The 19,371-nt window shown below is 65.6% G+C and carries 18 protein-coding genes; 13 read left to right on the top strand and 5 right to left on the bottom strand.

What is annotated here, in order from left to right; all coding sequences use genetic code 11:
• Positions 1-334 precede the first annotated feature (334 nt).
• Positions 335-2,137: a bifunctional tRNA (5-methylaminomethyl-2-thiouridine)(34)-methyltransferase MnmD/FAD-dependent 5-carboxymethylaminomethyl-2-thiouridine(34) oxidoreductase MnmC gene (gene mnmC, locus U4Y90_RS18350; protein ID WP_321796600.1), complete on the bottom strand. Its 1,803-nt coding sequence runs from the start codon at positions 2,135-2,137 to the stop codon at positions 335-337.
• Between the two features lie 18 nt (positions 2,138-2,155).
• A complete protein-coding gene (locus U4Y90_RS18345; protein ID WP_321796598.1) occupies positions 2,156-3,190 on the bottom strand; it encodes a VTT domain-containing protein in 1,035 nt (344 codons plus the stop codon).
• A 298-nt stretch (positions 3,191-3,488) separates the two neighbouring features.
• On the opposite strand from U4Y90_RS18345, the gene U4Y90_RS18340 reads away from it, so the two are divergent.
• Positions 3,489-3,767, top strand: coding sequence for an HU family DNA-binding protein (locus U4Y90_RS18340; protein WP_008352404.1), 279 nt, complete (start codon positions 3,489-3,491; stop codon positions 3,765-3,767).
• A gap of 122 nt (positions 3,768-3,889) precedes the next feature.
• Here the strand turns inward: U4Y90_RS18340 and U4Y90_RS18335 are convergent, their stop codons facing one another.
• Together U4Y90_RS18335 and U4Y90_RS18330 are read right to left on the bottom strand one after the other, a co-directional pair.
• Positions 3,890-5,155 (bottom strand): GTP-binding protein, encoded by a 1,266-nt coding sequence (locus U4Y90_RS18335; protein ID WP_321796592.1) that lies wholly within the window; start codon positions 5,153-5,155, stop codon positions 3,890-3,892.
• 140 nt (positions 5,156-5,295) lie between these two features.
• Positions 5,296-5,739 carry a lytic transglycosylase domain-containing protein gene (locus U4Y90_RS18330; protein WP_321796590.1) on the bottom strand — a complete coding sequence of 148 codons (444 nt, stop codon included), beginning with the start codon at positions 5,737-5,739 and terminating at the stop codon, positions 5,296-5,298.
• A 603-nt stretch (positions 5,740-6,342) separates the two neighbouring features.
• Between U4Y90_RS18330 and gspD the strand changes: the two genes are divergently transcribed.
• The 12 genes from gspD to U4Y90_RS18270 all read left to right on the top strand — a co-directional run bounded on the left by gspD (position 6,343) and on the right by U4Y90_RS18270 (position 17,779).
• Positions 6,343-8,733, top strand: coding sequence for a type II secretion system secretin GspD (gspD, locus tag U4Y90_RS18325; protein WP_321796588.1), 2,391 nt, complete (start codon positions 6,343-6,345; stop codon positions 8,731-8,733).
• On the top strand, positions 8,730-10,217 hold the full coding sequence (gene gspE, locus U4Y90_RS18320; protein WP_321796587.1) for a type II secretion system ATPase GspE: 1,488 nt from the start codon (positions 8,730-8,732) through the stop codon (positions 10,215-10,217). Before gspD ends, gspE begins: the two co-directional genes overlap by 4 nt.
• Before the next feature lie 4 nt (positions 10,218-10,221).
• On the top strand, positions 10,222-11,439 hold the full coding sequence (gspF, locus tag U4Y90_RS18315) for a type II secretion system inner membrane protein GspF (protein WP_321796585.1): 1,218 nt from the start codon (positions 10,222-10,224) through the stop codon (positions 11,437-11,439).
• Positions 11,439-11,852: a hypothetical protein gene (locus U4Y90_RS18310; RefSeq protein ID WP_321796584.1), complete on the top strand. Its 414-nt coding sequence runs from the start codon at positions 11,439-11,441 to the stop codon at positions 11,850-11,852. The genes gspF and U4Y90_RS18310 overlap by 1 nt, the downstream gene beginning before the upstream one ends.
• Positions 11,853-12,005: 153 nt before the next feature.
• A complete protein-coding gene (gspG, locus tag U4Y90_RS18305) occupies positions 12,006-12,476 on the top strand; it encodes a type II secretion system major pseudopilin GspG (protein ID WP_415749379.1) in 471 nt (156 codons plus the stop codon).
• A 17-nt stretch (positions 12,477-12,493) separates the two neighbouring features.
• A complete protein-coding gene (locus U4Y90_RS18300; protein ID WP_321796581.1) occupies positions 12,494-12,967 on the top strand; it encodes a GspH/FimT family pseudopilin in 474 nt (157 codons plus the stop codon).
• Positions 12,967-13,353, top strand: a complete 387-nt coding sequence (gene gspI / locus U4Y90_RS18295; protein WP_321796579.1) for a type II secretion system minor pseudopilin GspI — start codon at positions 12,967-12,969, stop codon at positions 13,351-13,353. Before U4Y90_RS18300 ends, gspI begins: the two co-directional genes overlap by 1 nt.
• The gene (locus U4Y90_RS18290; RefSeq protein WP_321796577.1) at positions 13,331-14,005 is read left to right on the top strand and encodes a type II secretion system protein J; all 675 of its coding nucleotides are present in this window, start codon (positions 13,331-13,333) and stop codon (positions 14,003-14,005) included. Before gspI ends, U4Y90_RS18290 begins: the two co-directional genes overlap by 23 nt.
• Positions 14,002-15,120 carry a type II secretion system minor pseudopilin GspK gene (gene gspK, locus U4Y90_RS18285; RefSeq protein ID WP_321796575.1) on the top strand — a complete coding sequence of 373 codons (1,119 nt, stop codon included), beginning with the start codon at positions 14,002-14,004 and terminating at the stop codon, positions 15,118-15,120. Before U4Y90_RS18290 ends, gspK begins: the two co-directional genes overlap by 4 nt.
• A 36-nt stretch (positions 15,121-15,156) precedes the next feature.
• Positions 15,157-16,503, top strand: a complete 1,347-nt coding sequence (gspL, locus tag U4Y90_RS18280) for a type II secretion system protein GspL (RefSeq protein ID WP_321796574.1) — start codon at positions 15,157-15,159, stop codon at positions 16,501-16,503.
• The gene (locus U4Y90_RS18275; protein WP_321796572.1) at positions 16,500-17,003 is read left to right on the top strand and encodes a type II secretion system protein M; all 504 of its coding nucleotides are present in this window, start codon (positions 16,500-16,502) and stop codon (positions 17,001-17,003) included. The genes gspL and U4Y90_RS18275 overlap by 4 nt, the downstream gene beginning before the upstream one ends.
• A complete protein-coding gene (locus U4Y90_RS18270) occupies positions 17,000-17,779 on the top strand; it encodes a type II secretion system protein N (RefSeq protein WP_321796571.1) in 780 nt (259 codons plus the stop codon). Before U4Y90_RS18275 ends, U4Y90_RS18270 begins: the two co-directional genes overlap by 4 nt.
• On the opposite strand, the gene U4Y90_RS18265 is transcribed toward U4Y90_RS18270, so the two are convergent.
• On the bottom strand, positions 17,780-19,330 hold the full coding sequence (locus U4Y90_RS18265) for an efflux transporter outer membrane subunit (RefSeq protein ID WP_321796569.1): 1,551 nt from the start codon (positions 19,328-19,330) through the stop codon (positions 17,780-17,782).
• Between the last annotated feature and the right edge of the window lie 41 nt (positions 19,331-19,371).

The following is a 19,371-nucleotide window of genomic DNA, read 5'->3' as shown; positions in this document are numbered from 1 at the left end:
AAAGCTGACCGGCCGCGTGTGTCGGGGCACTCCGGCGTTCGGTTTGCGGCTGTCCGATGACCTCGCCTTCAGGTGTTTACAGGTTTCCTGTATATAAACGTAGTAGTGGTTAACAAAGCAACGTCTTTTCTGTGGATAACGCTGCTTTTGTCTTTTCATTCAATCATTTGGAGAAAGCAGAAGCGCGCCGTAAACATGTTGGCGCGGTGCGGTAAACATGGAACAACTTTGGGCGCGTAAACCGGATGCCCCAGTTGTCCCGTTTACGTGCACAACGCGTTCACACGACTTTCGCGTGCAATTCGATGGGTTATCCACAGCTTGTCGAGGATAACTACGCCGGATCGAGCTCGCCATGACGCAGCGCCCGGAGCAGAAAGCGGGCTGGATCGATGGCTTCGGCCAGTTCGCGCTCGACCGGCCACGGCTCGCCTTCGACTTGCGATGCAATCAGCTCGGCTGCGAGTGTCGCCCAGACGAGCCCGCGCGAGCCGAAAGCGAAAGCGCCGTAAAGTCCCGCCATACGTGGCAGATCGAGTGGCCACGCGCCCGCCAGCTGACGCGCGTCGCGGCGCGCGGCGCTTTCGTCGGCGAGCTGGCCGATCATTGGCATGCGGTCGCTCGTCACGCAACGGAACGCAACGCGGCCCGCGCTCACTCGCGTCGGCGCGAGCGCGAGCTCCGGCAACATGCCCGCAACGCGCTCTATGTTTTCCCGATGCCCTGCTTCGCGGATCTCGTGATCCGGATCGTCGATGTCATACGTCGCGCCGATGAGCGTTCCGTTCGCGCCAAGCGGCACCGCGTAACCCTCGCCTATCACCGGCACACGAAGGGCATCGATCGAACATCGATCGAGCACGGTGAGCTGGCCGCGCACGCGGCGCGTCGGTTCGCCGTACAGGCCGGCGAGCTGCGCCGCGTCGTGCGCGTTCGCGAGGACGATGACGGGCGCGCGCGCGATCTCGTCGCCGCTCGCGTCGAACGCTCGCCAGATGCGGCCGTCGTGCGCGATGCGCGCCACTTCGGTATTCATGCGCGGCGTGATGCGCGCCGCTTCGTCGGCAAGCTGCGCCGCGCAAACGGACGCGGGCGAGATCGCACCGCCGCGCGGAAAGAACCAGCCGCCCCGCGCGATATCGACGCCGGCAATGCGCGATGCATCGGCGCGTGTCATCGGCTGCACGTAATCGGCGGGATAGGCGAAGCGCGCGATGGCCGCGGCGAGCGCATCGGCGTCTTCGTGCGTATCGGCGATCTGAAGCAGTCCCGCGCCGCTGCGATGCAAATCGTGATTCGCCGCTTCGAGCGCGTCCCATCGGCGTATCGCATCGAGAAAGCCGGCGCGCGTGAGGCGGGCGGCGACGCTGTCGTCGCGCCAGACGATCGGATGAAACACGCCCGCCGGATTGCCCGATGCATCGCGCGCGGGTAACGCGTGACGATCGATCAGCGCGACCCGCCAGCCGCGCCCGGCGAGCCGCGAACTCACCGCGCAGCCCGCGAGTCCCGCGCCGATGACGATGGCTTCACGCGTGCCCGCCGCGCAAGGCAGCGGCGGGTCATGGCGGCGCACACGCCAGCGCGGCGCGAAACGTGCGATGAGCCGTGCGTCCGATGCAGCCGGAGAGCATTCGAAGCCCGACGATTCCAGCGCGCGCCGCAATGTCGAACCTTGCGCTTCGGATGCGATCGCGCACACTGTTGCGCCGTCGCCGGCGAAGCGCGCGAGCGTCTTGCAGAGCTTGCGCGGATCGCCGGGCGGTTCGAGATGGAATGCATCGGCGCACAGCCAGAGTTTCGACAGCATCTCTTGAGCGTCATCGCCGATGGCGAGCGTCAGCACGACGCGCCCTTCGTCGAACGCCAGCCGATGCACGCCCGGCACGCGCATCGGCCACGCGCGCGCGAGCTCGGCGGCGAGAGGCGATGCGTCGTCGGCCGAAGGCGGATGGTCGAGCGCCGCGAGCTGCGCAATGGCGACGACATGCAGGCGTTCGCAACGTGCTTCGTCGTCGCGCCAGCGTTGCCACAGCGAAAGAAAGGCGCTGAAAGTCGTATCGACGAAGGTGAAGACGCGTTTATGCCGCCAGCGCGCGGGAAGGTCGTGCGGGGCGAAAAGCAGGGATTCGGTCATGCGGCAGATCAGGAAACATCAAGCGGAAGACGACTTGGCGACGGCCTGCATGGCGCCGTTCACGGCGTCTTCGATCGTCAGCGGCTCGAGCGCGTAGCCCGCCGCGCGCCAGGCCGCGAGCCCGCCGAGCAGCGGCGCGACATCGGTGAAGCCGTGCGTGGTCAACTCCCTGGCAGCGAGCGCGGCGGACACTTCGCTCGGACAATCGCAATATGTGACCAGCTTGCGATCGCGTGCGATGCCCGCGAGTTGCGTCGCCGCGTCGTCGTGCAGCAGCAGCGCACCGGGAATGGCAAACGGATCCATCGCGCGGCGTTCGCGACGGCGCACGTCGACGACGAGCGGCGGCGGCTCGCCTTCGAGCAGCGCGCGCAGCATCGCGATATCGATGCGCGCCATGCGCAGCCTGCGCAGCAGCGACACGCGCTGCCACCAGCGCATGGCGAGATAGAGCGCGAGCGCGATCACCGCGATCGCGATCGCGCCGCGCCCGAACAGGTCGAGCCAGGCGAGCGCCCTATCGACGAGATCCGCGAAGGTCGCGCCGAACGCGACGCCGATGCCGGACCACAGCAGCGCGCCGAGCGCGTCATAGAAGAGGAAGCTGCCCAGGCCGATGCCGGTCGCGCCCGCGACGGGAATCGCAATCGTCGACAAGCCGGGAATGAATTTGGAGACCGCGAGAATGCGTACGCCGAAGCGCCCGAAGAAGTCGAGGCTGCGGTTCACGCAGGTATCGCGCGAGATCGAGAGCTTGCACATGAAGCCGAGCACGCGGCTACCGTAGCGGCGTCCGAGCCAGAACCAGAGCGTGTCGCCGATGAGCGCGGCGATGCCCGCTGTGACGACGATTGCCGCGAGCGGTCCCCATGCAGCCGGTGGAACGCCCGTTGCGAAGCTCACAGCGGATACCGATGCGAAGCTCGCCGAGACCGTGATCGCGCCCGTCAAAACCAATGTGGGCAAGGCCGGGAGCGGGAGGCCGAGGCACTCGAGCAGAACGTTGGCAAAAACCAACGGCAGACCGTATTCGATGATCAGCTCGCGTAGCATGGATCGGACCCAGGTGTTCTACGCCAAAAAAAACGGCCAGGAGCCTGAAAAATATAAGGGTAAATCTTTGAAACCCTTATCCTGATTGGGTTTGCGCTGCGCTATCATACCAAGCGCCGCGTATAGAGGCGGCGTGAAGGCGACGAAGTGGAGCAATGCCGGTGAAATGGCGCGTAAGCACGCCGATTCGTCGGGCAGGCACGCCAGAAGGCCGTCCCTACTCGACTGCACGGCTTGCGCACGTATAATCGGCGCGTTCGCGCTGTTCGTGTCAACCTAAACTGATAAAGGAACCTTAATGAACAAACAGGAATTGATCGACGCCGTAGCCGCTCAGACCGGCGCCAGCAAGGCTCAAACCGGCGAAACGCTGGACACGTTGCTCGAAGTGATCAAGAAGGCTGTCTCGAAAGGTGACGCAGTGCAGTTGATCGGCTTCGGCAGCTTCGGCTCGGGAAAGCGCGCAGCGCGCACCGGCCGCAATCCGAAGACCGGCGAGTCCATCAAGATTCCGGCCGCGAAGACGGTAAAGTTTACGGCTGGCAAGGCATTCAAGGACGCAGTGAACAAGCGGTAAGTTACTTGCCGATTGTGCGGCTACCTGAGGTAGCCGGTTATACATGACCCGCCTTTGGCGGGTTTTTTTTCGGCGGCGTGTTTCATCTGCCGACCCGGCATTGCATCGGGCCGGTCCGGCCATCAATGCCGATGATCGTCGCAATCGCAATCGGGACCATGATCGTGATCGTGGTCATGATCGTGATCGTCCACTTCCCACGCCGGGAACGGATCGGCGAAGCGTTGCCAGGCGTCGGCGCCGAGCGACCATTCGTCATCCGTCAGAAGACACGCGTCGAACCTGTCCTGCAAGCTGGCGGGATCGAGGTTCAGGCCGATCAGCACCAGCTCCTGCCGACGATCGCCAATGCTGTTGTCATCCGGATCGCCATACCATTCCGCGACGATTTCGGCTTCGAGCTCGGGGTCGTCTTTCGGCCATTCGCTGCGATCCTGCGCGGCCCACCAAAGTCCCGCCGGACCATGTCTCACCGTGCCGCCCGCTTGCGAGAGCGAGCCGCCGACATCGCTTCGCGTCGCCAGCCAGAAGAAGCCTTTCGCGCGCAAAACGCCGGGCCATTCCTGATGCAGCAGGTTCCACAGTCGCTCGGGATGAAACGGCCGTCGCGCGCGATACACGAAGTGGCCGACTTCGGATGAACCGGTTTCGCCGCTCGCTGCCGGCTCGTCGCCGTTCAGGATCGTGAGCCAGCCGGGCGCGCTCGCGGTCGCATCGAAATCGAAGCGGCCGGTGTTCAGCACATCGCCGGAAGGCACGTTGCCGGATTGCGCCTGAATCTGAAACGCGCGTGGATTGAGAGCACGCAGAATGCTCGCGATCTTTTCGACTTCGTCTGCGCTGGCGAGATCGATCTTGTTGATGACGATGACATCGCAGAACTCGATCTGCTCGACGAGCGTCTCGACGACCGTCTGATCGGTTTCATCCTCGTGGCCTGCGTGCGAAAGACCGCGCTCGGCCAGCGAATCGGACGAGGCATAGTCGCGCAGGAAGCTCGAAGCATCGATCATCGTGACGAAAGTATCGAGATGCGCGCGGCCCGCGAGCGTCGCGTCGTCGTCGTCGCCGAACGCGAGATGCTCGGCGATGGTCATCGGCTGAGCGAGGCCCGACGCTTCGACGACGATCGCATCGAAGCGCTGCTGTTGCGCAATCCAGGTGATCGCGCTTTCGAGCGCTTGCATCGACCGGTCGCCGAGGGTCAGGAGCAGGCAGCCGTTGGGCAGTTCGGTGGTTTCGCGATCCGTGCCGGACGCGGCCTTGCCGTAGGTCACGGCGCCGATCGCGACGCCTTGGGCGTTGGCGAGCAAGGCATCGACGAGTGTGGTCTTTCCCGCGCCGGTGAATCCCGATAGCACGGTGATGGGCAATGGCGTGTGGTTCATCGCAATGGGGCGTGACAGGGGAACGGAGCGCGCGAGCGCGAGCCGGCGCTGCCGTGCGGGCGGCGCCAGCCATCGAATAGGGGATTTTGCATCAAATGCGCGCCGGGCGCGGCGCGCATGCGGAACAACGCGCCGACGGATCAGCGCGTGGCCTGGAGCAGCTTCCAGCGGCGCAGGATCTCGATGATCTGTGCCGAGTACTTGTCGCGCAGCGCGGGTGTTTCGGAATGGTAAGCACCGACCGCCTGCCACGAATTGCCATACTTGTTCATTTTCTGGCGCAGATGCCACGCGGCGACATACACGCTCTTGCACGGCTCCATCAGCGTGCCGCTCGAAATGCCGTACTGCGCGAGCGTATTGAGATGGATCGAGTTGATCTGCATCAGCCCGTAGTCGGTCGAGCCATTGGCGTTCTTGTTGATGGCGTCGGGCTTGTTGTGCGATTCCTGCCAGGCGATCGCGCGCAGGATGAGCGGGTTGACCTTCTGATACTTCGCCGCTTCGTCGAAGCAGTCTGCGTGTGCGGAGGCGGCCGCCATGAGCGGCCCGCATATCGCCAGTAATCGCAGGATTCTCTTCATCTTGTATCTACTCCATCCGCACATGCGGAACGTCATGCCGCCGTTGCGGCGCCTCGGCGCCAACGCCAACAAATCAACGCCCGCGGCCGGGCTGCATGGGGAAAACCCCGCCCATTTCGTCACCGCCCGGAATGCGGAACCGACCGTATCATACCGGCTGACGATTCAGGTCATAAGTTGTCTATCAGACATACGCCCGTTCGACCGTCTGACGAACGCCTGCGCGCGAGCGCACCGGCGTGTCAAGCGGACATGTTCTAAATGTATGAATAATAAGACTTCTGAACGGGGTACAATTCGACTCCCGCGCGCATCGGCCCATCTTTGGAACCGCCCAGATACGGTCTATCGGCAAGTTATTCGAAAGCTTGAGCGCTGGATTTTTAATCGCCTTTGGCAGCCAGAGAACGAGCTGATCTGGAACGAATCGGCACAATTTCGTTACACAAAGCTGTTATCGTCATATTTTTTAAAATGATCGCGATGGTCCGGGTCTGCCCGTCCCACACCGCGGTTGGCAGCGCTCTCGGCAGACGAGCGGTGCTGCCTTAGCCGGCTCTCCAGAGACCCGGCTCTGACATCACATCCATGAGAAGACAACCTATGGCACTGCGTCGTCTCGCGACGGCAATGCTGGCGGCGGGACTTATCGTCGCGCAAGCCGCGCACGCGCAAGTGACGTTGAATTTCGTCAACGCGGACATCGACCAGGTCGCGAAAGCGATCGGCGCCGCTACCGGCAAAACGATCATCGTCGATCCCCGCGTGAAGGGGCAACTCAATCTGGTTTCGGAGAATCCGGTTCCCGAGGATCAGGCGCTGAAGACGCTCCAGTCGTCGCTGCGCATGCAGGGCTTTGCACTCGTGCAGGATCACGGCGTCCTGAAGGTCGTGCCCGAAGCCGACGCCAAGTTGCAGGGCGTGCCCACCTACGTCGGCAATGCACCCGCGGCGCGCGGCGATCAGGTGATCACGCAGGTTTTTCAGTTGCATAACGAATCGGCGAACAATCTTCTGCCGGTGCTGCGCCCGCTGATCTCGCCGAACAACACGATCGCGGCCTATCCGGCCAACAACACGCTCGTCATTACGGACTACGCCGACAACGTGCGCCGCATCGCGGGCATCATCGCGGGCGTCGACACCGCGGCGGGCCGTTCGGTCGACATCGTCACGCTGAAGAACGCCAACGCGATCGATGTCGCGGAGCAGATGAACAAGCTGCTCGATCCCGGCGCGGTCGGCAGCACGGACGCGACGCTGAAAGTCACCGTCACGCCCGATGCGCGCACCAATTCGCTGATGTTCCGCGCATCGAGCAGCGCGCGCCTCGCCGCGGCGAAGCAACTGGCGCAGAAGCTCGACGCGCCTACCTCGCAGCCGGGCAACATGCACGTCGTGGCGCTGCGCAACGCAGATGCGACGCGCCTCGCCAAGACGCTGCGCGGCATGCTCGGCAAAGGCAGCGGCGGCTCGGACAACACGTCGAACACCAGCTCGAACGCGTTCGGTCAGAGCGGCGGCGGCCTCGGCAATTCGTCGATGTCCACGGGAACGTCCGGCACGCCGCCGCTTCCCGGCGGCCTCGGCGGCAGCAGTTCCGGCAGCGGCAACAATCCGATGTCGGGCGGCACCGGCAACAAGGATTCGAGCTTCTCGTCGAACAAGGACAACGATTCGGGCAACGATCAGGGCGGCGGCATGATCCAGGCCGATGCCGCGACGAATTCGCTGATCATCACCGCGGCGGATCCGGTTTATCGGAACTTGCGCACGGTGATCGACCAGCTCGATGCCCGCCGCGCGCAGGTCTACATCGAAGCGCTGATCGTCGAGCTTTCCGCGACGTCCGGCTCGAACCTCGGTATCCAGTGGCAGGGCGCGCTGCTTTCCAACAGCGGCAACAACGCGCTGTACGGCAGCTCGAGCTTCGGCAGCGGCAATACGAACATCGTCGACCTGACCTTGCAGGGCAATGCGATCGCGCAGAACCCTTCGTCGCTCACATCGACGACCGGCCTGCTCGCGCAAGGTCTGAACATCGGTCTGCTGCACCGCTTCGGCAATCTGTTCGGACTCGGCGGACTCCTGCAGGCGCTGTCGACTTCGGCGGACGCCAACATCCTCTCGACGCCGAACCTCATCACGCTCGACAACGAGGAAGCGAAGATCGTCGTCGGCCAGAACGTGCCGGTCGTGACGGGCTCGTACGCGACGCCGACCGCCAATGCAGCGACCTCCGTCACCGCGTTCAACACGTTCGACCGCCGCGATGTCGGCGTGACACTGCACGTGAAGCCGCAGATCACCGACGGCGGCGTGCTCAAGATGCAGATCTATCAGGAAGATTCGAGCGTCGATTCCACCACGAAGAACGATCCCGGCGGCGTGACGATCAATACGCGCTCGGTGCAGTCGACCATTCTCGCGGACGACGGCGAAATCGTCGTGCTCGGCGGCCTGATGCAGGATCAGTACAACAACAGCAACAGCAAGATTCCGCTGCTCGGCGACATTCCGTTTATCGGCAGCCTGTTCCGCAGCGAGGGCAAGTCGCGCACCAAGACCAATCTGATGGTGTTCCTGCGCCCGGTGATCGTGCGCGATCAGGCGACCGCCACGCAGATCGCCAACACGCGCTATGACTATCTGCGCAACCAGCAATACGGCTCGACGACGGACAACCGCATCGTCAAGGATCAGAATGTGCCTGTGATGCCGCCCAAGCCGCTCGGTCCGAGCGAAGGCGGTGGATCGCCGGCACAGAATCTGCTCGACTGGAGCGACACGACGCGCGGTCCCGGCCCGAGCACGACGCTGCCCCAGAATCCGGAAGCCGGTCCGGCGCCGCAGCCGACGCAGACCGCGCCGCAATCGACGCTGCCGCCGCAAAGCCGGTATCCGGCGGGCGCGAACGGCGCGACGAACGCGATGCCGGCCAACGGCGCGACCAATGCGATGCCGGGCAATGCCGCAACGGGAGTAGGGCCGTGAGCACGCTCAACGATGCAGTCGAAAGCACGAGTACTGCGGCGTCGCCGCTGGCGGCCAGGCTCGTGCCCTATGGCTTCGCGCGCAGCGGGCAGATCCTGCTCGCGCATCAGCATGCCGACAGCATCGAAGTGTGGATCAGCGAGCGCACGACCGACGCGGCGCTCGCCGAAGTCGCGCGCAATTTCGGCGCGCTGTCGATCGTGCGCAAGCCCTCCGATGAACTCGCCGCGGCGATCAATTCGGCCTACGCACGCAACGACGGCAGCGCCGCGCAGGTCGTCGGCGAAGTGGAAGGCGAAGTCGATCTGTCGCGCCTGATGCAGGACATTCCGGAAGTCGAGGATCTGCTCGAATCCGAGGACGACGCGCCGATCATCCGCATGATCAACGCGCTCTTGACGCAGGCGGCGCGCGAACAGGCATCGGACATTCATATCGAGCCGTTCGAAAACGCATCAGTGGTGCGTTTTCGAGTGGACGGCACGCTGCGCGATGTCGTGCGCCCGAAGAAGGCCCTGCACGGCGCGCTGATCTCGCGTATCAAGATCATGGCGCAGCTCGATATCGCCGAAAAGCGTCTGCCGCAGGACGGGCGCATCACGCTGCGCGTCGGCGGCCGTCCGGTCGATGTGCGGGTCTCCACCCTGCCGACCGGTCACGGCGAGCGCGCGGTGTTGCGTCTTCTGGAAAAGGACGCGCAGCGCCTGAATCTCGAAACGCTGGGCATGGCGCGCGACACGCTCGTCAACTTCGACAAGCTGATCGGCCGCCCGCACGGCATCGTGCTCGTGACCGGGCCGACCGGCTCCGGCAAGACCACCACGCTGTACGCGTCGATGTCGCGGCTGGAGACGACCACCACCAACATCATGACGGTGGAAGATCCGATCGAATACGATCTGTCGGGCATCGGCCAGACGCAGGTCAACGAGCGCATCGGCATGACCTTCGCGCGCGCGTTGCGGTCCATCCTTCGCCAGGATCCGGACATCATCATGATCGGCGAAATCCGCGATCTGGAAACCGCGCAGATCGCCGTGCAGGCTTCGCTCACCGGCCACCTCGTGCTCGCGACGCTGCACACGAACGATGCCGCGTCCGCCGTCACGCGTCTCACCGACATGGGCGTGGAGCCGTATCTGCTGGCGTCGTCGCTGCTCGGTGTGCTCGCGCAGCGGCTCGTGCGCCAGCTCTGCCCGGTGTGCAAGGAAGAGCGCGTCGAGGAAGACGGCACGAAGCATTACCATCCGGCCGGCTGCGAGCGATGCGGCCAGTCGGGCTATGTCGGCCGTCGCGGGGTCTATGAGCTGCTGCTGATCGACGAAACGATCCGTCCGCTCATCCATCGCAATGCGGCGGATGCCGAGATTCTCGAGGCGGGCCGCGAGCAAGGCATGCGCACGCTGCGCGAGGACGGCGACCGCTGGCTCGCCGCGGGCGTGACGTCGCTGGAAGAAGTGTTGCGCGTGACGGGCGGGGAATAAGCAGATGCCGGCATTCCGTTTCGAGGCGATCGACCACGCAGGCAAGACGCAGAAAGGCGTGCTCGATGCCGACAGCGCCCGCGCCGCGCGCAGCCAGTTGCGCACGCAAGGGCTGACGCCGCTCATCGTCGAGGCGGCGGGCACGCGCACGCGCGGCGAGCGCCAGCAGCGCCTGTCGCTCGGGCGCCGTCTGTCGCAGCGCGAGCAGGCGATTCTCACGCGCCAGCTCGCGAGTCTCTTGATCGCGGGCCTGCCGCTCGGCGAAACGCTCGCGGTGCTGACCGAGCAGTCGGAACGCGATTACATTCGCGAGCTGATGGCCGCGATCCGCGCCGAAGTGCTCGGCGGCCATTCGTTCGCCAATGCGCTCGCGCAGCATCCGAAGGACTTTCCGGAGATTTATCGCGCGCTCGTCGCGGCGGGCGAGCATACCGGCAAGCTCGGTCTCGTGCTGTCGCGTCTCGCCGATTACATCGAACAGCGTAACGCGCTGAAGCAGAAGATCATCCTCGCGTTCACGTATCCGGGCATCGTCACGATCATCGCGTTCGGCATCGTCACGTTTCTGCTGAGCTATGTCGTGCCGCAGGTCGTGAACGTGTTCGCGAGCACGAAGCAGGCGCTGCCCTTTCTCACCGTCATGATGATGGCGCTGTCCGCGTTCGTGCGGAGTTACTGGTGGGCGGTGTTGATCGGCGTCGTGATTTTCGCGTGGCTGGTGAAGACCATCCTCGCGCGGCCCGGGCCGCGCATGTCGTTCGACCGCTGGCTGCTCGGCGCGCCGCTCATCGGCAAGCTGGTGCGCGGCTACAACACCGTGCGCTTCGCCAGCACGCTCGCGATCCTGACCGCCGCCGGCGTGCCGATCCTGCGCGCGCTGCAGGCCGCGGGCGAAACGCTCAGCAACACGGCGATGCGCGAGAACGTCGACGACGCCATCGTGCGCGTGCGCGAAGGCTCGTCGCTGTCGCGCGCGCTCGGCAATACGAAGACGTTTCCGCCGGTGCTCGTCCACCTGATCCGCTCGGGCGAGGCGACCGGCGACGTCACGACGATGCTCGACCGCGCCTCCGAAGGCGAGGCGCGCGAGCTCGAACGGCGCACGATGTTCCTCACGAGCCTGCTCGAACCGCTGCTCATCCTGGCGATGGGCGGCGTCGTGCTGGTGATCGTGCTCGCGGTGATGCTGCCGATCATCGAACTGAATAATCTGGTGCAGTGATGAACGCCCTTCAAACTCGCTTACTGACGCTCGCCGCGCTCGCACTCTTTTGCGTGACGGTGACGTATTGGGTCGTGACGCTGACCTCGCGCCAGACCGCGCCGCTGCCCGCCGCGGCCGCGACGCGCGCGCCGTCGGTCGAACAGGCCGCGACCATTTTCGGCGGACGGCTGGAGCGTCAGGCCAATTCGGATGTGCATCTGTTCGGCATTCTCGCGTTGCAGGGCGGCGCGGCGGCCATCGTGAGCTACGGCGGCGAGGCGGCGAAGGCCGTGTCGCTGGGCGGGCCGCTCACGCAGGGCGTGAAGCTCTCGGAAGTGCGCGCGCGGTCGATCGTCATCGAGCGCAACGGCGTGAAGTCGGAGATTTTCCTGCCGAAGAATCCGCCCGGACCGACGATCTGGGTGCGCTGAGCGCGACGCGATGCCTCGCTTGCGGCCGAATCACGCGACGAAAGCGGATCGATAGAATGACCGCGGCTTCCGCAAGACGGGAAGCCGCACAATTTCTTCAATCACCGGGCATGAGGCCCGGAAACGATATTTTTAATTCAAGAGGTAGCACTCATGCAACTGTGGACCCAACGCCGCATGCGAATTCAACAAGCTCAGGCGCAAGGACGCCGTCAGCGCGGCTTCACGCTGATCGAAATCATGGTCGTGATCGCGATCCTCGGCATTCTCGCCGCGCTGATCGTGCCGAAGATCATGAGCCGCCCGGACGAGGCGCGCCGCGTCGCCGCCAAGCAGGACATCGGCACCATCATGCAGGCGATGAAGCTGTATCGCCTCGATAACGGCCGCTATCCGACGCAGGAGCAAGGTCTGCGCGCGTTGACCGAAAAGCCGACGACCGAGCCGGTGCCGAACAACTGGAAGGACGGCGGCTATCTCGAGCGCCTGCCGGCGGATCCGTGGGGCGGCCAGTATCAGTATCTGAATCCGGGCGTGCACGGCGAAATCGACGTGTTCAGCTACGGCGCGGACAACAAGGCCGGCGGCGAAGGCAACGATGCCGACGTCGGCTCGTGGCAGTAACTCCGGCGGTATAGATCGTGAACGGGCATTCGTCGGCGCGGCGTCAGGCAGGCTTCACGCTGCTCGAAATGCTCGTCGTCCTGGTGATCGCGGGTTTGCTCGTGTCGCTCGCGTCGCTGCAACTGACGCGCAACCCGCGCACCGACCTCAACGAGGAAGCACAGCGTCTCGCGCTGCTTTTCGAATCGGCGGGCGACGAGGCGCAGGTGCGCGCGCGGCCGATCGCGTGGCAGCCGCTCGACGGCGGCTTTCGCTTCGATATCCGCACGGAAGACGGCTGGCGTCCGCTGCGCGACGATCTGTTTCGTCAGCGGCGCTGGGAAGGCGGCGTGACCGGCGTGTCGATCCAGTTCCTCGACTCGGACAAAACGGTGAACCGGCTCGTGTTCGGCACGGAGGCCATCGACGCGCCCATGGAAATCACGTTGTTCTCGGCGGTCGGCCGCGTGACGATCGTCGGCAGCGGCAATGGCCGCTATCAGGTGCGGTGATGCGGCGCCGGCATCGTCAACGCGGCTTCACGATGATCGAAGTGCTCGTCGCACTGGCGATCATCGCGGTGGCGCTCGCCGCTTCGGTGCGCGCGGTCGGCTCGCTCGCGACCGGCGAAGCGGATCTGCACAGGCGGCTGCTCGCGGGCTGGAGCGCCGACAACGAGCTCGCGCAACTGCGTCTGTCGCATCAATTTCCGGCGATCGGCTCGCGCACGTTCGACTGCTCGCAGGGCAACCTGAAGCTCTCGTGCACGCAGCGCGTGAGTCAGACGCCCAATCCGATTTTCCGGCGCGTCGAGATGTTCGTCACGACGCCGGGCCGCTCGGGTTATCTGGCGCAAATGGTCACGGTGGTGGCGAATGAAACGAACCGCTCGCTCTGACCGCGGCAGAAAGCAGCGCGGCTTCACGCTGCTGGAGATGCTGATCGCCATCGCGATTCTCGCGGTGCTCGCGGTGCTGTCGTGGCGCGGACTCGACTCGGTGATTCGCGGCCGCGCGACGATCGAGAACGCAATGGAAGACGAGCGCATCGTCGCGCAGTTGTTCGACCAGATGCGCATCGACGCGCGCCAGGCCGCCACCGACGACGAAGCGGGTCAGCCCGCCGTGCAGATCGGCAGCGGCTCGCTGCAGATCGTGCGCGGCGTGTTCGCGCCGGGTACGCCGCCGCGTCTGCAGGTGGTGCGCTACCGGCTGTCGAACGGACGGATCGTGCGCTTCGCGTCGCCGCCGCTGTCGAACGTCGGCGAGGTGCGGCGCGCGTTGCAGTCGGGCGATTCGGGCGACGGCTGGAGCTCGATTCCGTTGATGGGCGGCGTGGCGTCGCTCGCGACGCGCGTCTACATTCCGGAAAAAGGCTGGACGACGCGCATGACCGACGTGTTCTCGCAAATCAACCAGAACGACAATAACCTGAAGGTGCCGCAGCTCGGCAACGCACCGCTTGCGCGCGCGGTGTCGGGCATTCAGGTCGCGGTCGGCGCGCGCACGCTGGCGACGCCGCTCACGCGCGTGTTCCTGGTCGGAGAATGAGCATGCGCGCCCTGAACCGGAAGAAGCAACGCGGCGTCGCGATCATCAGCGCGCTGCTCGTCGTGTCGCTCGCGGCCATTCTGGTGTCGGGCATGCTGTGGCGACAGCAGGTGCAGATTCGCCGCATCGAGAATCAGCGGCTTCTTGCGCAGGCGCAATGGATTTCGCGCAGCGCGCTCGACTGGACGCGCCTCATCCTGCGCTCGGAAGCCGATACCTCGCCGACGGTCACGTATCTCGGCGGCGTGTGGGGCGTGCCGATCGCAAAGACGAAGCTGTCGGACTTTCTCGGCCAGATCGGTGAAGTGCGCGCGCAGCAGGGTGCATCGACGTATCTGTCCGGCTCGATAGAGGACGCGCAGGCCAAATTCAACCTGCGCAATCTTGTATCGACGCCGACGCCCGGCGTGCTGACCATCAACGTCGCGCAGATTCAGGCGTTTCAGCGCTTGCTCACGATGCTCGGCATCAACGGCTCGCTTGCGAAAACTGTGGCGCTGCAGATGCGCGCCGGTCTCGCGCGATCCGCGACGCGTTTCCAGACGCAGACGGGCAACAGCGCGACCACGGCCGCCGGCCAGAACAGCGAATCGACGACGCTCGCGGCGATTGCGCAGGGCGGCGGCACGGGCGGCGGCAACTTCACCGACGATCCCGGCCTGAAGGACACGGACAGCAACGCGCCGGTCGCGCCCTTGCAGATGATCACCGTCGATTCGCTGCTCGACGTGCCGGGTTTCTCGGCGGAAGCGGTCGCGAAGCTGAGGCCGTTCGTCACCGTGCTGCCGACCACGACCGCCGTGAACATGAACACCGCGCCGGCTGAAGTGATAGCTGCCCTGATCCCGGGCATGAATCTGTCGCAGGGACAGGCGTTCGTCGCGCGCCGCGAGACGGTGTTCTTTCACGACATCGGCAATGTGCAGCTCGCGCTGACCGGCGCGGGCGTCAAGACGGTGTCGATCGATTCGAACGAGATGGACGTCACCACGAAGTATTTCGTGATCCACGGGCGCGTCGAGCATGAACGCGCGCAACTGGAGCGCACGACGCTCGTGTATCGCGACCCGACGACGCATACGACGCGCATCGTCTATACGCGCGACGCGCTGTGAAACCGATGCGCTGTCATTGATGAGAGGAAGTGGCTTTTGAGCACACTGATCGTTTTGTTACCGCCGCGCGATCCCGCGGTGCGCTCGGAAGAGTGGCACCTGCCTGATCTGCCGTTTTTGCTGCTCGACAAGCGCGGCGAGCCGCAACGTGCCGGCCGCGCGGCGCTCGGGCTTTTGCCGCGCGCGAGTGCGACGGTGCTGATCGTCGCCGCGCGCGACACGCTGTTGCTCGCCGCCTCGTTGCCGCCGCTCAAGGGGCCGCGCTTGCGGCAGGCGCTGCCGAACGTCGTCGAAGATCAACTGATTCAGGATCCGCAGACGTGCCACATCGCCGTCGATCCGGTCGAACTCGCCGACGGCAAGCGCGTCGTCGGCGTAATCGATCGCGGCTGGTTCCGCTTCGTGGTCGGCGCGTTCTCGGGCGCGGGGCATCGCAACGTGAAGGCCGTGCCCGCGATGCGATGTCTTCCGGTCCCGGCCGCGGCGCCCGTCGAGCCGGCCAGCGAAGGCGAGGAAGTCGAAGCGCCGGTTGCGCCGTTCATCGCAGGCTTGCTCGGTCACGTCGTGTCGACCGCGCCCGCGCTGATCGGCGAGATGGCCGCGCCCTCGCCCGCTGCGATCGCTACGCCGCGCATCGAGATTGCGATCGCGCGCGGCGAACGCGCGGCGCTCGGCGAAGGTCTCGCACTGCCCGCCGATTCGATCGAGGCAACCCTCGCGGCGCTCGCGGGAGACCATCCGGCGACGCTCTATTCGCTCGTCGATCTTCCCGGCGACGAGCCGCGCCTGTCCGGTTCGCGCAATGCCGCGGCGGCCGTCGCCGGGGCGCAGCCGATCACCTTCGAAGCCCTCGCGCGCAACGCGCTCGCGAGCCGCTTCGACTTGTGCCAGTTCGAATTCGCCGCGCAACCGTGGCGGCTCGACCGCGCGACGATGCGGCGTCTGCGCGTGCCGATCGCGCTCGTGGCGGCGTCGATCGTCGTGTCGATCATCGGCGTCAATGTGCAATGGCTGCAGCTCGCGCGTCAGCGCGACGCGATCAGCGCGCAGGAAACCGAGTTGCTGCTCAACGCTTTCCCGAAGACGACCGTCGTGCTCGACGCGCCCGATCAGATGACGCGCAATCTCGATCGCCTGCGCGTGGCGTCGGGCGAGCTGTCGCCGTCGGATTTCCTGTCCCTCGCCGACGGCCTCGCGCGCTCGCTCGGTCCCGTGCCCGTGAACGGCGTCGCGGGCCTCGATTATCGCGATCGTCATCTGGAAGTGACGTTCAAGCCGGAGACGAAGGTCGATCCCGATCTCACGAAGCGCCTCGCCGCGAACGGCCTGAACGGTTCGATCGATAGCAACACCGGCAAATGGACGATCAGGAGCGGCCAATGAAAGCGGAAATCGGACGTTCACTGTCGGAATTCTGGGAAGCGCGCACGCCGCGCGAAAAGACGATCCTCATGTGGGGCAGCCTCGTGCTCGGGCTCGCGCTCGTGTATCTCGTGCTGTGGGCGCCTGCCTACGAAGGCCGCGAACGGCTGCGTCAGACCTTGCCCGCGATGCAGCGCCAGCTCGCGACGATGACCGCGCAGGCCAACGACGCCCGCTCGCTCGCGCCCGCCGCCGAAGGCGTGATGCCGACGGGCGGCGCGCTGCGCGATGCGCTCGCGAAATCGCTCGCCGATAACGGCATGCAGCCGACGCAGGTTCAGGTGATCGGCGCGGCTGTGCAGATCCAGTTGAAGAATGCGTCGTTCCCGAACTGGACGGCATGGCTCGACGACGCGCGCAAGCAGTTCAAGGTGCAGGTGTCGGAGGCGCACGTGACGGCACTGAAGCCGGACGGCCAGGTGGACTTGACGGCCTCGCTGCAACCGGCCGGCACGAAATGAGTTACTGGACGCGACGATTCCGGCTCGCGTTGCCGGCGCTTTTCGTGATCGTGATTTCGGTCGCCGGCACGCTGCTCGCGATGATGCCCGCCGCGTGGATCGTCCCGCAGTTCTCGAAAGCGACGGGCGGCCACGTGAATCTGGTCGATCCGGCGGGATCGTTGTGGAGCGGCTCGGCGACGCTGATGCTCGCGGCGGGCAGCGACGGCGCGGGCGCGACGCTCCTGCCGGGGCGCATCGAATGGACGACGTCCTTTCTGCCGCTTTTCACCGGCCGCGTGCACATGACGATGCGCCAGACCGACGCGATGCCCGATGCGGTGACGGTGGACGCCACCACGCGCGGCGCGATGGTCACGGCAGGCCAGATCGCCGTGCCCGCGACCTTGCTCGCGGGTCTGGGCGCGCCGTTCAATACGCTGGATTTCGACGGAAACGTGCGGCTCTCGTGGACCGAGTTCCGCCTGCTGAATCGCAATGCTTACGGGCAAGTGGTCGTCACGCTCGACGACATGGCTTCGCGCGTGTCGCGCGTCAAGCCGCTCGGTTCGTACCGCGTCGCGCTGCAGGCGCAGGGCGCCTCGGCGACCATCGATCTTTCGACGAGCAAAGGGCCGCTGATGCTCACCGGCAAAGGCGCAATCTCACAGGAATCGACGTCGTTCCAGGGCACCGCCACCGCCGCGCCGGATCAGCGCGAAAACCTCGCGGGCCTGCTCAACCTGCTCGGCCGCCATACCGATCCGGACACGGTCGCGCTGACCTTCATGCGCTGATCAGCGGCTGGCGGTTTGCGCCGGACTCGCGGCGGGCGCGGGCGCTTCCACCGCGCCCGTCTCGCGATCCATCTGCGCGGCATCCCAGCCGCCGCCGAGCGCCTTGACCAGTCCCACCGACGACACCATCCGCTGCCCCGCTATGTTCGCGAGCTTCTGCTGCGCGGTGAACGCGGTGGTCTGCGCGGTCAGCACGCTGATAAACGCGACCGTTCCGGCCTTGTACTGATTGTTGATGATCGCGAGCGCCTGCTGCGCCGACGCGACCGCCTGCTGCTGCACGACGATTTCCTTCTCGAGGATGCGCAGCGACGCGAGATTGTCCTCGACGTCCTGGAACGCGGTCAGCACCGTCTGCCGATACGTCGCGACGTCCTGGTCGTACGTGGCGCGCGCGGCTTCGGTGCGTGCGGAGCGCAGCCCGCCGTCGAAAATGGTCGCCGCGATGTCCGGCCCGAGCGTCCAGAAACGCGACGGCGCGCGCAGCAATTGCGACAGCACCGAGCTTTCGAAGCCGCCCTGCGCCGAGAGCGTGAGCGTCGGGAAATACGCCGCCATCTCGATGCCGATCTGCTCGTTCGCCGCCGCCGCCTTGCGTTCCGCCGATGCGATATCCGGCCGGCGCTCGAGAATCGCCGAGGGCATCTGCACGGGCACGGTGGGCGGCGTCGCGTCGAGCGGGATCGGCGGAATCGAGAACGTGGACGCCGGTTCGCCGACGAGCACCGCGATCGCATGCTCGTACTGCGCCCGCGCGACGCCGTTATCGATGGCGGACGCCTGCGCGGACTGCAATTGCGTCTGCGCCTGAATCACGTCCGAACGCGCGACGATGCCTTGCGCGTACTGGTTCTGCGTGAGCTTGAGCGATTGCTCGTAGGCCGCGACGGTGTCGTCGAGGAGCCGTTGCTGCGCGTCGAGCGAGCGCAACTGGAAATAGGTTTGCGCGAGCGTGGCCTGCGCGGACAGGCGCGCGTTCGCGAGATCCGCGGCCGCGCCTTGCTGACCGGCCTTTTGCGACGCGACCGTGCGCGAGACGCTGCCCCACAGGTCCGGTTCCCACGATGCGTCGAGCGACAGGCTGAACTGGTTGTTGACCGAGCCCTGCTGGCCGAGGCTGGAACTGGTGGTCGAGCGGTTGCCCGAGCCCGTTCCCGAACGCGATGCGGATGCCGATGCGCCGATCGTCGGAAAATAGGCCGCGCGGGCTTCACCGACGAGCGCGCGCGCCTGCCGGTACGCGGCCGCGTACTGCGCGATGGTCTGGTTCGACTGGTTCGCGCGCGCTTCGAGATCGTTGAGGCGCTCGTCGTCATAGATGGTCCACCAGGCGCCGCGGTCGGTCTGGTCGGCGGGTTGCGCGACCTTCCAGCCTTCGGGCGCTTCCTTGTAGCTGGCCGGGATCGTCGTCGTGGGGCGCTGATAATCAGGCCCGACCGCGCAGCCGGCGAGGATCATCGCGAGGCTGGCGGCGAGCGCGGTGGCGGTCAGCCGGCGCGTGAGCGCGGGAATGGCGAAGGCGGGAGCGGAAAAGGCGGGGCGATACGGCATCTGCTTGTCGGGATTCCTGTCGGCGCCGCTCCGTCCGATAT

It is taken from the genome of Caballeronia sp. J97, assembly GCF_905220305.1.
Classification (GTDB): domain Bacteria; phylum Pseudomonadota; class Gammaproteobacteria; order Burkholderiales; family Burkholderiaceae; genus Caballeronia.
Note: the sequence above shows the minus strand (reverse complement) of the source record. Positions and strands in the feature narration are given on the sequence as shown.

Coding starts and splice junctions, on each gene's coding strand:
- mnmC (WP_321796600.1), bottom strand. CDS start 2,137: ATGACCGAATCCCTGCTTTTCGCCCCGCACGACCTTCCCGCGCGCTGG.
- U4Y90_RS18345 (WP_321796598.1), bottom strand. CDS start 3,190: ATGCTACGCGAGCTGATCATCGAATACGGTCTGCCGTTGGTTTTTGCC.
- U4Y90_RS18340 (WP_008352404.1), top strand. CDS start 3,489: ATGAACAAACAGGAATTGATCGACGCCGTAGCCGCTCAGACCGGCGCC.
- U4Y90_RS18335 (WP_321796592.1), bottom strand. CDS start 5,155: ATGAACCACACGCCATTGCCCATCACCGTGCTATCGGGATTCACCGGC.
- U4Y90_RS18330 (WP_321796590.1), bottom strand. CDS start 5,739: ATGAAGAGAATCCTGCGATTACTGGCGATATGCGGGCCGCTCATGGCG.
- gspD (WP_321796588.1), top strand. CDS start 6,343: ATGGCACTGCGTCGTCTCGCGACGGCAATGCTGGCGGCGGGACTTATC.
- gspF (WP_321796585.1), top strand. CDS start 10,222: ATGCCGGCATTCCGTTTCGAGGCGATCGACCACGCAGGCAAGACGCAG.
- U4Y90_RS18310 (WP_321796584.1), top strand. CDS start 11,439: ATGAACGCCCTTCAAACTCGCTTACTGACGCTCGCCGCGCTCGCACTC.
- gspG (WP_415749379.1), top strand. CDS start 12,006: ATGCAACTGTGGACCCAACGCCGCATGCGAATTCAACAAGCTCAGGCG.
- gspI (WP_321796579.1), top strand. CDS start 12,967: ATGCGGCGCCGGCATCGTCAACGCGGCTTCACGATGATCGAAGTGCTC.
- U4Y90_RS18290 (WP_321796577.1), top strand. CDS start 13,331: ATGAAACGAACCGCTCGCTCTGACCGCGGCAGAAAGCAGCGCGGCTTC.
- gspK (WP_321796575.1), top strand. CDS start 14,002: ATGAGCATGCGCGCCCTGAACCGGAAGAAGCAACGCGGCGTCGCGATC.
- U4Y90_RS18275 (WP_321796572.1), top strand. CDS start 16,500: ATGAAAGCGGAAATCGGACGTTCACTGTCGGAATTCTGGGAAGCGCGC.
- U4Y90_RS18270 (WP_321796571.1), top strand. CDS start 17,000: ATGAGTTACTGGACGCGACGATTCCGGCTCGCGTTGCCGGCGCTTTTC.
- U4Y90_RS18265 (WP_321796569.1), bottom strand. CDS start 19,330: ATGCCGTATCGCCCCGCCTTTTCCGCTCCCGCCTTCGCCATTCCCGCG.